This is a genomic window from Mangrovactinospora gilvigrisea (assembly GCF_001879105.1).
Taxonomy (GTDB): Bacteria; Actinomycetota; Actinomycetes; order Streptomycetales; family Streptomycetaceae; genus Mangrovactinospora; species Mangrovactinospora gilvigrisea.
The window spans coordinates 1-12275 of record NZ_MLCF01000042.1; the positions used below are offsets into that span (position 1 = coordinate 1).

General features: G+C 74.1%; 11 protein-coding genes. 7 read left to right on the forward strand and 4 right to left on the reverse strand.

Annotated elements, in window-relative coordinates:
• The 3 genes from BIV57_RS25565 to ssd form a co-directional block, all read right to left on the reverse strand.
• A partial coding sequence (locus BIV57_RS25565; protein WP_419185694.1) for a hypothetical protein occupies nt 1–575 on the reverse strand: 575 nt, incomplete at its 3' end.
• The gene (locus tag BIV57_RS08905) at nt 572–1858 is read right to left on the reverse strand and encodes a TadA family conjugal transfer-associated ATPase (RefSeq protein WP_175548705.1); all 1287 of its coding nucleotides are present in this window, start codon (nt 1856–1858) and stop codon (nt 572–574) included. The genes BIV57_RS08905 and BIV57_RS25565, both read right to left, overlap by 4 nt.
• The gene (gene ssd, locus BIV57_RS08910) at nt 1855–2991 is read right to left on the reverse strand and encodes a septum site-determining protein Ssd (RefSeq protein ID WP_079170161.1); all 1137 of its coding nucleotides are present in this window, start codon (nt 2989–2991) and stop codon (nt 1855–1857) included. Before ssd ends, BIV57_RS08905 begins: the two co-directional genes overlap by 4 nt.
• Before the next feature lie 469 nt (nt 2992–3460).
• Between ssd and BIV57_RS08915 the strand changes: the two genes are divergently transcribed.
• Entirely contained in the window at nt 3461–4297 is an 837-nt protein-coding gene (locus BIV57_RS08915) for an HAD family hydrolase (protein WP_245797493.1), read from the forward strand.
• 386 nt (nt 4298–4683) lie between these two features.
• Here BIV57_RS08915 and BIV57_RS08920 read toward each other — a convergent pair whose 3' ends face one another.
• Nucleotides 4684–5526 carry a Fic family protein gene (locus BIV57_RS08920; protein WP_071656155.1) on the reverse strand — a complete coding sequence of 281 codons (843 nt, stop codon included), beginning with the start codon at nt 5524–5526 and terminating at the stop codon, nt 4684–4686.
• Nucleotides 5527–5753: 227 nt separating this feature from the next.
• Between BIV57_RS08920 and BIV57_RS08925 the strand changes: the two genes are divergently transcribed.
• The 6 genes from BIV57_RS08925 to BIV57_RS08950 all read left to right on the forward strand — a co-directional run bounded on the left by BIV57_RS08925 (nt 5754) and on the right by BIV57_RS08950 (nt 12262).
• Nucleotides 5754–6737, forward strand: coding sequence for an ATP-binding protein (locus BIV57_RS08925; RefSeq protein ID WP_071656190.1), 984 nt, complete (start codon nt 5754–5756; stop codon nt 6735–6737).
• 90 nt (nt 6738–6827) lie between these two features.
• Complete coding sequence (acs, locus tag BIV57_RS08930) at nt 6828–8780, forward strand: acetate--CoA ligase (RefSeq protein ID WP_071656156.1); 1953 nt, start codon at nt 6828–6830, stop codon at nt 8778–8780.
• A gap of 137 nt (nt 8781–8917) precedes the next feature.
• The gene (gene nhaA / locus BIV57_RS08935) at nt 8918–10240 is read left to right on the forward strand and encodes a Na+/H+ antiporter NhaA (RefSeq protein ID WP_079170163.1); all 1323 of its coding nucleotides are present in this window, start codon (nt 8918–8920) and stop codon (nt 10238–10240) included.
• A 146-nt stretch (nt 10241–10386) separates the two neighbouring features.
• Nucleotides 10387–10881, forward strand: a complete 495-nt coding sequence (locus tag BIV57_RS08940; protein ID WP_071656157.1) for a phage holin family protein — start codon at nt 10387–10389, stop codon at nt 10879–10881.
• Nucleotides 10882–10888: 7 nt separating this feature from the next.
• On the forward strand, nt 10889–11854 hold the full coding sequence (locus BIV57_RS08945) for an alpha/beta fold hydrolase (RefSeq protein ID WP_079170165.1): 966 nt from the start codon (nt 10889–10891) through the stop codon (nt 11852–11854).
• A 204-nt stretch (nt 11855–12058) separates the two neighbouring features.
• Complete coding sequence (locus BIV57_RS08950; RefSeq protein ID WP_139275559.1) at nt 12059–12262, forward strand: hypothetical protein; 204 nt, start codon at nt 12059–12061, stop codon at nt 12260–12262.
• Nucleotides 12263–12275: the final 13 nt, after the last annotated feature.

A 12275-nucleotide genomic window follows, 5' to 3' on the forward strand; every position in this document is an offset into this window, starting at 1 on the left:
CGCGCCCAGCTCGCCGCGCCATGTGCCACCAGCGCTGGTTCAGCCGCCGCCGGGGCCGCTTCCGACCGCGCCGCAGGTGCCGACCAGCGGGCCGCCTCGCCGCGCGCCGCCGAGGCACTGCGCGCGGCCCTACGCGCCCAGCTCGCCGCGCCATGTGCCACCAGCGCTGGTTCAGCCGCCGCCGGGGCCGCTTCCGACCGCGCCGCAGGTGCCGACCAGCGGGCCGCCTCGCCGCGCGCCGCCGAGGCACTGCGCGCGGCCCTACGCGCCCAGCTCGCCGCGCCAGGTGCCACCAGCACCTGCTCAGCCGCCGCCGGGGCCGCATCCGGCCGCTTGGTCAGGGACACCCCGGCCCCAGGGGCCGACAGGCGGAGGGTCGGGTGGTCGGCGTCGACCGAGTCCACCGGGTCCACCGAGTCGGCCCCGGCCGGCGGAACCGGATGGATCCGGTGCACAGCACGGGCAGCTAGTTCTTCACGGTTCATTGCGGCCTCCCATACGGCCTCGTCGTCGCCCGCCCAACGCGGGGTCTCGTCGCCCGCCCAGCGCGGGACGGCGGTGTGTGTGTCCGTCATGTCCAGCTCCCCTCCGGGGTCATGTCGACGTCCAGGTCGGCGTCCGCCGGGCCGTGGCCGCCCGCCGAGGGGAGGCCGACGCGGCGGGCGAGGCGTGTCCACCCCGGGCCGGGGCGGACACCGCCGCGGGTGAGGCGCGCCGCCTGGACCGCCGCCACCGGGCCCGTCCCGCGCACCAGGACGTGGACGCCCTCCACCCGCCGCACCCCGTCCGCGCCGCGGGCCACGTGGACCACCGCGTCCAGCGCCGCCGCCAACTGGCTGTGCAGGGCCGCGCGTTCCAGCCCCGCCGCCGCGGCCAGCGCCTCCAGCCGGGCGGGGACGTCCCGCGCCGCGTTGGCGTGCAGCGTGCCGCAGCCGGCGTGACCGGTGTTGAGGGCGCCGAGCAGGGCCAGCACCTCGGCGCCCCGGACCTCGCCGACCACCAGCCGGTCGGGCCGCATCCGCAGCGCCTGCCGCAGCAGCTCGCCCAGCTCGACCCGGCCCGCGCCCTCCTGGTTGGCCGGCCGGCACTCCAGCCGGACCACATGCCGGTGATCGACCGTCAGCTCTGCGGTGTCCTCCACCAGGACGAGCCGCTCCCGCGCCGGGACCAGCCCGAGGAGTGTGCCGAGCAGGGTGCTCTTGCCGACTCCGGTGCCTCCGGTGACCAGGAACGACAGCCCGGCCCGGACGACCGCCCGGAGCAGCTCCGCGCCCTGCGCGGAGACCGCCCCCGCCGCCATCAGCTCCCCGACGGTGAACGGCCGCGCCCGCAGCACCCGCAGCGACAGGCAGGTCGAGCCGACCGCGACCGGCGCCAGCACCGCGTGCAGCCGGGTGCCGTCCGGCAGGCGGGCGTCGACCCACGGCTGGGCGTCGTCGAGCCGGCGGCCGGCCGCCGCGGCGAGCCGCTGCGCGAGGCGCCGCACCTCGGCCGCGTCGGCGAACCGGACGCCCCGCGCCCGCTCCAGCCCGGTGCCGCGGTCGACCCACACCTCGCCGGGGCCGTTGACCAGAACGTCCGTCACCCCCGGGGCGCGCAGCAGCGGTTCGAGCGGGCCCGCCCCGGCCAGCTCGGAGCCGACCAGCCGGGCCAGCTCGCACTGCCGCGCCTCGGTGAGCGCGGGCCGCTCGGCGCGCACCGCCTCGGCGACGGCGGCGGGCGTCGGCGCGGTGCCGCGGGCGGCGAGCCGACGCCGGACCGCATCGGCCAGCCCCTCGTCGGCCATGACCGGATCGGCCGGAACCGGACCGGCCAAGCCGGGATCCGCCAGCCCCGCCTCGGAGGCGGCCCCGCTCATCGCGCCGCCCCGTCGGGTGCCCCGTCGGCCGCGGCGCCCAGCACGCGCGCCACGAACCCGTCGACGAACGCCGCCAGCGGGCCGGGCCGGCCGCCCGGCGGCTCGCCGCGGCCGCGCCCCTCCGTCAGACCCCGCTCGGGGCCCAGCTCGCCGGCGAGCGGCAGCCCCAGGGAGCGGGCCGGCGCCGCGCCGGGCCCGCCGAGCACCACCGCCCGCAGATCGCGGACCAGCATCCCGGTGGACGAGGCGACCGGGCGGGCCGCCGCCACCGCGCGGGGCCGGGCCCGCACCAGCAGCAGCCCGACGTCGACCCGGGCGAGGGCCTCCAGGGTGGCGGCGTCGCCCCGCCGTGGGAGGTCGATCACCACCAGCCCGCCGCGCCGCCGGGCGGCGGCCACCACCGCGGCCATCGCGGCCGGCCCCGGGGGCGCCGCGGCGGAGCGGTCGAAGGAGAGCAGCCGGATGCCGTGCGGCCCCGGCAGCGCCCGGCCGAGCGCGCCGGCGTCGATCCGGCCGCGGGCGACGCCCAGCCGAGGCCAGCGCAGCCCGGGCAGGTGCTCGGCGCCGAGCAGCAGGTCGAGCCCGCCGCCCAGCGGATCGGCGTCGATCAGCAGGGCGGGCTGCCCGGCCCGGACGGCGGCCGCCGCCAGCGCGCAGGCCAGGGTGGACGCACCGACCCCGCCGCTGCCCCCGGCCACGCCCACCACGGTGGCCCGCCGCTCGACGCCCTCGGCGGCATCGGCGACGGCGTCGACCAGCCGCTCCTCCGCGTCGGGCAGCATCAGCACCTGCTCGGCGCCGACCGCGCCGGCGCGGTTCCACACCCGCTGGTCGTCCATGTCGGTGCTGACCAGCAGCACGCCGCCGCGCCGCGGCACCCGCCGCAGCCGGTCCGCCGCATCGCCGCCGACCAGCACCAGCGGCGCCGTCCGCCAGGAGTGCGGGTGCGGCGGGGACTCGAAGGCCACCTCGGGGACGACCCCGGCGGTGCCGCAGAGCCGCACCAGCTCGTCGAGGAGCCGCTGATCCCCCGTCACCACCAGGGGCGCGCCGGGCTGCCGGGCTCCGCCGCGCCGCGGCTCGCGCCCCCCGCCGTGCCCCTGGGCCCCTCCCCGGGCCTCGTTCTGCGCCATCGCGGCACACCTCCACCGGTTTCGACCGTTCGGCGGGGCGGCCGCATCCGGCCGCCCCGCGCCTGTCTCGGTGCGACCCGGTGGGACGGACGGGCCGCTGCACCAAGGCTGGCGGCCCGCGGGTATCCCGGAGAAAAGTTCTTCACAGCCTGTGGATAACTCTGCGGCCTGCGGCTTCGCGCCATGCTTCGGCCCATGGGCGAAGCCGTGCAACCACCGGGGCGAGGACGGCGTCTGACACCGCATAAAGGGGGGCGGGCGAACGGGCCCGGACATGCGACGACCCCCGCCGGGGGGGAGAGCGGGGGTCGTCTTCCACGGCCGACTCGGGGGGGGAGGAGTCGGACCGGGTTAGCACGGTCGCGAACGATCCGTGACTTCCATGGTGTACCCGAAGGCCCTCGCAAGCAAACCCACGCGCCGACGTTCCGGCTTTCGAGTGGCCTGTATGCCCGTATGCTCGTCAGTTGTGGAGAACGCGCACCCGGCCCAGGAGCCGTCCCGACGCGCCGCCGCCTTCTTCGACCTGGACAAAACGGTCATCGCGAAGTCCAGTGCGCTGGCGTTCAGCCGCCCCTTCTACCGCAGTGGCCTGATCAACCGTCGGTCCGTGCTGAAGAGCGCCTACGCCCAGTTCGTCTTCCTGCTCGGCGGCGCCGACCACGACCAGATGGAGAAGATGCGCGACTACCTCTGCGGGCTGGTGCGCGGCTGGAACGTGCAGCAGGTCCGGGAGATCGTCGGCGAGACGCTGCACGACCTGATCGCGCCCATCGTCTACGACGAGGCGGCCTCGCTGATCGAGGAGCACCGCCGGGCCGGCCGCGAGGTGGTGATCGTCTCCAGCTCGGGCTCCGAGGTGGTCGAGCCGATCGGCGAACTCCTCGGCGCCGACCGGGTGATCGCCACCCGGCTGGTCGTCGAGAACGGCCACTACACCGGTGACGTGGACTATTACGCCTACGGCGAAACGAAGGCCGAGGCGGTGCGCGGCCTCGCCGCCTCCGAGGGCTACGACCTCGCCGCGTCCTACGCCTACAGCGACTCGGTGACGGACGTCCCGCTGCTGTCCGCCGTCGGCCACCCGCACGCGGTCAACCCGGACCGGGGGCTCCGCAAGGAGGCTGCCTCGCACGGCTGGCCGGTGCTCTCCTTCGACCGCCCCGTCCGGCTCGCCGGCCCCGGCCGCCGGCTGCCGGTCCGGCCGTCCTCGCCGGCCGGCGCCGCGGTCGCCCTCGCCGGGGCGGCCGCCGCCGTCGGGCTCACCTGGTGGCTGCTGCGCCGCACCCGTTCCGACCGGGCATAGTCACCCGAAATTCCGGAAATCCGAATCCCGCACAAGGCTCGCACAAGGCTCGCGGAAGGCCCCGAAGGGCCCTCGGGCACAGAAATGAGGCCCCCTTGTCGGGAGGGGGCCTCTGGCATGTCCGCCGAGTGACCATGCGTGCTACCGGTTGCCGATCAGGCCGGAAACTGCGGTCCGAATTGCCTGGTCGGCTGGCCCTGTTGGAGGGTCGGCTTCGCGTGGGTGCCCGGTTTTCATGCTCGGTCCGTGGGGCCGCTAGCTGGTCTCGCGGGCCGCTTATGTCCTTTCTACGCCTTCCCCCGGAAAGAGGAAAGCGGGCGGACGCGATTTTACTTTTCCGGACGGTCCGGACGGTCCGGACGATCGGGGCGCGGCGCGCAGAGGCGTCAGAGCATGCCCCGCTGCATCGCCTCGCAGACCGCGGTGGTCTCGCGGGCGCCCAGCCGGATCGCCTCCGCGCAGTGCACGATCCACGCGGCGACGCCGTCCGCGGTGCCGGAGGCGTAGCCGCGCAGCGCCTGCGCATAGGCGTCGGCGCCGAGCTCCGCGTGGCCGACCTCGGCGGGGCAGATCGCCTTGGGGTCGACCCCGCCGGCGATCAGCGAGAGGCGCTGGGCGGCGCGCGCCACGATGCCGTTGGCGGACGGGAACGGGCGCAGCGCCGCCAGCTCGCCGTGCACCACGGCCGCCACCACCGGGCCGGGCGCCGCGGTCTTCGCGGTGAGCAGCCCGGCGAGCGCGTCGAGCCGGGCGGCGGCCTCCTCGGGGGCGGCCGCCTCCGGCCAGCCCAGGTGCCCCTCGGGGAGCTCCCCGGCGCGGCGCGGGCGGCCGATCGCGGGGTCCGCGTCGGACAGGCCCGCGTCGGACGGGTCGGACGAGGAGGAGGACGCGACGAGGTGCAGTCGGGCGAGCACCTGCAGCGGGGCGCGCCGCCAGGTGTCGAGGAGCGGTCCGGCCTCGGCGGTGGCGCGCAGCGCGGCGCCGACGGTGCGGGCGTCCGGATCGCTGCCGAAGTCGGTGCGGCGGCGCACCTCCTCCAGGGCCCAGTCGGCGCCGTCGCAGGCGGCGGAGGCCCTGGCCCCGCGGAGCGCGGACTCCGCGGCGACCTCGGGGGCGCGGCGGCGCATCACGCGGTGGCCGTAGACGGCGTCGACGGCCTTGCGGGCGGCGGCGACGGCGTCGGCGACGTCGGGGAGGTCGGCGAGGGGCGCCAGGGGGTCGCGGTCCATGGCGCCATTCTGCGCGGTGCGCCCCCGTCTCCCTGCGACCGCCCCCTCCGACCCCGAGGGGCATCGAGGCGCCGTTGGCATGCGCTGTCGGCAAAAACCACCCGATTCGGGGGTGTTGCCGGAATGACTCGGAATTGCCTCATCCGCTGCGGCTACGATGACGCCCAGCGGCAACCGGAGACGATAACGGTTGTCGACAAGACCGGATGAAACCGGAGCGCACCACCATGAAGATCGCCTTCGTCGGCAAGGGCGGCAGCGGAAAGACCACCCTCTCGTCCCTGTTCGTCCGCCATCTCGCGGCCTCCGGCCGCCCGGTGGTCGCGGTGGACGCCGACATCAACCAACACCTGGGCGCCGCCCTCGGCCTGACGGACGAGGAGGCGGCCGCGGTCGAGCCGCTCGGCGGGCGGCTCCCGCTGATCAAGGAGTATCTGCGGGGCAGCAACCCGCGGATCGCCTCCGCCGACGAGATGATCAAGACGACGCCGCCCGGCAGCGGCTCCCGACTGCTCTCGCTCACCGGCGACAACCCCGTCTACGACGCCTGCGCCCGCCGCGTTCAGCTGGACGGCGGCGCCGTCCGCTTCCTGGCCACCGGCCCCTTCACCGAGGACGACCTCGGCGTCTCCTGCTACCACTCCAAGACCGGCGCGGTGGAGCTGATGCTCAACCACCTGCGGGACGGCGCCGGCGAGTACCTGGTCGTCGACATGACGGCCGGCGCCGACTCCTTCGCGTCCGGCATGTTCACCCGGTTCGACGCCACCTTCCTGGTGGCCGAGCCCACCCGCAAGGGTGTCTCCGTCTACCGGCAGTACCGCGACTACGCCCGCTCGTTCGGGGTCAATCTGCGGGTGATCGGCAACAAGGTGCAGAATGCGGACGACGCCGAGTTCCTGCGCGAACACGTCGGCTGCGATCTGCTGGTGACGATGGGCCAGTCGGAGTACGTCCGGGCGGTGGAGAAGGGCCGCACCCCGGCCTTCGCCACGCTGGAGCCCGACAACCGCCGGGCGCTCGCCACCGTCAAGGAAGCCGCGGACGCGGCGATCCGGCTGCGGGACGCCGAGCGCTGGACGCGCCAGGCGGTGGAGTTCCACCTCCGCAACGCCCGGGGCTGGGGCAACGCACGCACCGGCCGCGACCTCGCGCAACAGATCGATCCGGACTTCCGGTGGGAAGAGGCCCCTTCACCCCAACTGGTCTAAACCATTTCATGCGTCACCCCTTGTCAACACCCCCCGCATACTGATGTGCTGGCCCGGGACATTTCGCTCGGAACCAGAGGAGTGTGCGCCTTGAGCGAAGGCGAGAACCGCGAGAGCCTGGAGAACCTCCTGAGGGAGGAACGGCGCTTCGCACCTCCGGCAGAGGTGACCGCGAACGCCAACGTCAAGGCCGACGCCTACGAGCGGGCCGCGGCCGATCGGCTCGGCTTCTGGGCGGAGCAGGCCCGGAGGCTGAGCTGGGAGACCGAGCCCACCGAGGTGCTCGACTGGTCGAACCCGCCCTTCGCCAAGTGGTTCCAGGACGGGCGCCTCAACGTCGCCTACAACTGCGTCGACCGCCATGTCGAGGCCGGCAACGGCGACCGGGTGGCCATCCACTTCGAGGGCGAGCCCGGCGACACCCGCACCATCACCTATGCGGAGCTCCAGAAGGAGGTCTGCAAGGCCGCCAACGCGCTCACCGCGCTCGGCGTCTCGGCCGGCGACCGGGTCGCCGTCTACATGCCGATGATCCCCGAGACGGTCATCGCGATGCTGGCCTGCGCCCGCATCGGCGCGCCGCACTCGGTGGTCTTCGGCGGCTTCTCGGCCGACGCGCTCACCAGCCGCATCCAGGACGCCGACGCCCGCGTGGTGATCACGGCCGACGGCGGCAACCGGCGCGGCAAGCCCAACGCCCTCAAGCCCGTCGTCGACGAGGCCGCCACCCGTGTGCCGTCCGTCGAAAAGGTCCTGGTGGTGCGCCGCACCGGCCAGGAGGTCGCCTGGAACGACGACCGCGACGTGTGGTGGCACGAGGCGCTCGCCGACCAGCCGGACACCCACACCCCGCAGGCCTTCGACGCCGAGCACCCGCTGTACATCCTGTACACCTCGGGCACCACGGGTAAGCCGAAGGGCATCCTGCACACCTCCGGCGGCTACCTGACGCAGGCCTCCTGGACGCACCACGCGGTCTTCGACCTCAAGCCGGAGACCGACGTCTACTGGTGCACCGCCGACGTCGGCTGGGTGACCGGCCACTCCTACATCGTCTACGGGCCGCTGGCCAACGGGGCGACGCAGGTCATGTACGAGGGCACCCCCGACACCCCGCACAAGGGCCGCTTCTGGGAGATCGTCCAGAAGTACGGGGTCACCATCCTCTACGCCGCCCCCACGGCCATCCGCACCTTCATGAAGTGGGGCGACGACATCCCCAAGCAGTTCGACCTGTCGTCGCTGCGGATCCTGGGCTCGGTCGGCGAGCCGATCAACCCCGAGGCGTGGATCTGGTACCGGGAGGCCATCGGCGGCGGCAAGGCACCGATCGTCGACACCTGGTGGCAGACCGAGACCGGCGCCATCATGATCAGCCCGCTGCCGGGCGTCACCACCACCAAGCCGGGCTCGGCACAGCGCGCCCTGCCGGGCATCTCCGCCACCGTGGTGGACGACCAGGGCCACGAGGTCGGCAACGGCCAGGGCGGCTACCTGGCGCTCACCGAGCCGTGGCCGTCGATGCTCCGCACCATCTGGGGCGACGACCAGCGGTTCATCGACACCTACTGGTCCCGCTTCGAGGGCAAGTACTTCGCGGGCGACGGCGCCAAGAAGGACGACGACGGCGACATCTGGCTGCTCGGCCGGGTCGACGACGTCATGCTGGTCTCCGGCCACAACATCTCCACCACCGAGGTGGAGTCGGCGCTGGTCTCGCACCCGGCGGTGGCCGAGGCCGCGGTGGTCGGCGCCAAGGACGAGACCACCGGCCAGTCGATCGCGGCGTTCGTGATCCTGCGCGGCTCGGTGGACGAGTCCGGCGACCTGCTCAGCGAGCTGCGCGACCACGTCGGCAAGACGCTGGGGCCGATCGCCAAGCCGAAGCAGGTGATGGCGGTGACCGAGCTGCCGAAGACCCGCTCCGGCAAGATCATGCGCCGGCTGCTGCGCGACATCGCCGAGGGCCGCGAGGTCGGCGATGTCACGACGCTGGCCGACGCGTCCGTGATGGATCTGATCAAGGCCCGCTCGCAGAAGTAGTCCTTGGCGGATCCTTTACACTCATTGCATACGCATGACCGGCGGCGCGCCCCAATGGGCGCGCTGCTTGTCATGTTGTCCGTAAATATCCGTCAGAATGGTGCGCCGGGAAGTCTGGTCGGCAGGAGGTGCACCCCTTGACGTCCCAGAAGCCCCGCCGCGCCCTGTCCTTCCTCGGACGGCTCCCCTACAGCGAGTACCGCCACCTCGGCGACGCCCTGCGCGCCGAGACCGTCGGCGGGGTGCTGCTGCTGCTCGGGGCGGTGGTCGCGCTCGTCTGGGCCAACTCCCCCTGGAGCGACTCCTACACCCGCCTGCTCGACGTCCACGTCGGCATCCCCGCGCTGGGGCTCGACCTCTCCCTCGCGCACTGGGCCGCGGACGGCCTGCTGGCGGTCTTCTTCTTCGTCGCCGGCGCCGAGCTCAAGCGCGAGCTGGTCGTCGGCGAGCTGCGCGACCCCGCCAAGGCCGCGCTCCCGGTGGTCGCCGCGGTCTGCGGCATGGTCGTCCCCGCGCTGGTCTTCGCCCTCGTCGACGTCCTCGGGGAGGACGGGCTCCACCTCAAGGGCTGGGCCGTCCCCATCGCCACCGACATCGCCTTCGCGCTCGCCGTGCTGGCGGTGATCGGCACCCACCTGCCGTCCGCGCTCCGCGCGTTCCTGCTCACCATGGCGGTCGTCGACGACCTGCTCGCCATCGTCATCATCGCGATCTTCTACTCCAGCGGCGTCTCGCTCGGCTACCTGGGCCTCGCCGTCCTCGGCCTCGCGGTCTTCTGGCTGCTGCTGCGGCTCGGGGTGCGCGGCTGGTACCTGTACCTGCCGCTCGCCCTGGTGATCTGGGCCCTGATGTACAAGTCCGGCGTGCACGCCACCATCTCCGGCGTGGCCATGGGCATGCTGCTGCGCTGCAAGCACCGGCCCGGCGAGAAGACCTCCCCCGCGGAGCGCCTGGAGCACCTGGTGCGGCCCTGGTCGGCCGGGGTGGCCGTGCCGCTCTTCGCGTTCTTCTCCGCCGGAGTGGCCGTCAGCGGGCAGGCCCTGGGCCAGGTGTTCACCCAGTTCGCGCCGCTCGGGGTGGTGGCCGGGCTGGTGGTCGGCAAGACCGTCGGCGTCTTCGGCGGCTCCTGGCTGGCCGCCAGATTCACCCGGGCCCAGCTCAACCCGGCGCTGAAGTGGGCCGATGTGCTGGCCATGGCCTCGCTCGCCGGCATCGGGTTCACCGTCTCGCTGCTCATCGCCGAGCTGGCCTTCCCCGACGATCACGAGGTGACGGCCCGTCTCAAGGCGGCGGTGCTGGTCGGCTCGCTGCTGGCGGCGGTCCTCGCCACCGTGCTGCTGCGGCTGCGCAACCGCCGCTACCGGGCGCTGTACGCGGAGGAGGAGCGGGACGACGACCACGACGGCGTCCCCGACATCTACGCCGACGAGTCCCGGGACGACGCCACCGGGGCCGGTTGACGGCCCGTCCGCTGACCGGACGTCAACGTTCCGCACCCGCCTGTTGCTCCGGTCGGCCCTGCCCGCGCCCTGCGCCGACCGACGCGTAGGTAGGCTGAACCGGACCGAGCATGCGGAACGCTCCGGAACGAGGAGGCACCGACCCCATGAGCACTGCCGCCGGAGGACGCCCCGGCCCCGACGAGGAGCGCAGCCTCGGCCAGCTGTTCAGCTCGGCGAGCGAGGATCTGCAGGGCCTGATCCGCGACGAGATCGAGCTGGCCAAGGCCGAGATGCGGGGCACCGTCAAGGGCCTCGCGATCGGCAGCGGTTCGTTCGGCGCGGCGGCGGTGCTGCTCGTCGCCTCGGTGCCGATGCTGAGCTTCGCCGCCGCCTACGGACTGCGTGCGCTGACGGGATGGCCGATCGGATGGTGCTTCTTCGGCGTCTTCCTCGTCTACCTGCTGCTGGCGGCCGTCCTCGCAGTCTTCGGGACGCGCAACGTCAAGAAGGCCAAGGCGCCCAACCGGGCGATGGCGCAGAACAAGAAGACCCTCTCCATCCTCGGCCGGGCCAAGCCGCGTCCCGCGGTGGTCGTGCCGATGGACAAGAAGGTCAAGGCGGTCGAGGACAGGACCTCGCGGCCCGCGCTCGACGGCTGAGCCGCCCATGGTCGTCACGCTGCAGGGGGGTGGTGCGATGCGCGCGGCGCCCGGCGCGGCCGCCGACGGCGGCCCGGTGCGGCTCGCCGGCCCCTGGACGCACCGCGACGTCTCCGCCAACGGCGCCCGCTTCCACGTCGCCGAGCTCGGCGAGGGCCCGCTGGTGCTGCTGCTGCACGGCTTCCCGCAGTTCTGGTGGTCGTGGCGGCACCAGCTGGAGGAGCTTGCCGCGGCAGGCTTCCGGGCCGTCGCCATGGACCTGCGCGGCGTCGGCGGCAGCGACCACACCCCGCGCGGCTACGACCCGCCCAGCCTGGCGCTGGACGTGGCCGGGGTGATCCGCTCCCTCGGCGAGCGGGACGCGGTCGTCGTCGGGCACGGCTGGGGCGGCTACCTGGCGTGGACGCTGGCCGTGATGCGGCCGTCCGTGGTGCGCCGGCTGGCGGTCGCCTCGATGCCCCATCCGCGGATCTACAAGCGGGCGCTGTGGACCGGCGTCCGCGGTGTGCGGGCCCGCCGCATGGTGCTCGGCTTCCAGCTGCCCTGGGTGCCCGAGCGCCGGCTGGTGCACGGCGGCGCCGAGGCGGTCGGGCGGATGCTGCGCGACTGGTCGGGCCCGTCCAAGCCGGACGAGGAGGCGGTGCGCGTCTACCGCCGCGTGATGCAGGTGCCCGGCGCCGCGCACTGCGCGGTGGAGCCGTACCGCTGGCTGCTGCGCTCGGTGCCGCGGCCGGACGGCATCCGGTTCGCGCAGCGGATGAAGCGCCCGGTGCGGGTGCCGGTGCTGCAGCTGCACGGCGTGCTGGACCCGACGGTCCCGGCGCGGGCGGCGGCCGGGTCGAGCCGGTGCGTCGCGGCGCCCTACCGCTGGCGGCTGCTGGACGGGGTGGGCCACTTCCCGCAGGAGGAGGCGCCGGAGGTCTTCGCGACCGAGCTGATCGGCTGGCTCAACGACCCGGAACCGGACCGGTGACGGCAGCAAGGCCGGGCAACCGGCCACCCAGGGCAAACTCCTGACCACTCTTCGAGTACGCGCGCGAGCAGCGGAAACAGAGCGTGGGCGGCCGTCACGCCGGGGAGTCCGACGATCCGAACATATGGCCCCCGCATAGGCTAATTGGCCGAGGAGCGCGGTTCACCGGGGTTATGGATCTGCGGGTCCGGGCACATGCCGGGCATGAGTCGGACGTACGACCGCAGCGCCGCGAACCGTACCCTCCTCCGCAGCAGGGAGACCGAGACGGCCCCGGAGGCCGCCGCCGCTTCCACCGCACCAGCGGGCGGCAGCAGCGGACCCGGAGACGACGCGCTGGGCAGCATCCCCAGCATCATCAGCCGCAGAGCCCGCTGGGTCGGCGCCCGCATCCGCAACCGCGGTTGACGCCCTCGGGGAG

Bases quoted from the DNA above. Each gene is read 5' to 3' on its own strand.
- BIV57_RS08905 (WP_175548705.1), bottom strand. From the start codon at position 1,858: ATGAGCGGGGCCGCCTCCGAGGCGGGGCTGGCGGATCCCGGCTTGGCC.
- ssd (WP_079170161.1), bottom strand. From the start codon at position 2,991: ATGGCGCAGAACGAGGCCCGGGGAGGGGCCCAGGGGCACGGCGGGGGG.
- BIV57_RS08920 (WP_071656155.1), bottom strand. From the start codon at position 5,526: ATGGACCGCGACCCCCTGGCGCCCCTCGCCGACCTCCCCGACGTCGCC.
- BIV57_RS08925 (WP_071656190.1), top strand. From the start codon at position 5,754: ATGAAGATCGCCTTCGTCGGCAAGGGCGGCAGCGGAAAGACCACCCTC.
- BIV57_RS08940 (WP_071656157.1), top strand. From the start codon at position 10,387: ATGAGCACTGCCGCCGGAGGACGCCCCGGCCCCGACGAGGAGCGCAGC.
- BIV57_RS08945 (WP_079170165.1), top strand. From the start codon at position 10,889: ATGGTCGTCACGCTGCAGGGGGGTGGTGCGATGCGCGCGGCGCCCGGC.
- BIV57_RS08950 (WP_139275559.1), top strand. From the start codon at position 12,059: ATGAGTCGGACGTACGACCGCAGCGCCGCGAACCGTACCCTCCTCCGC.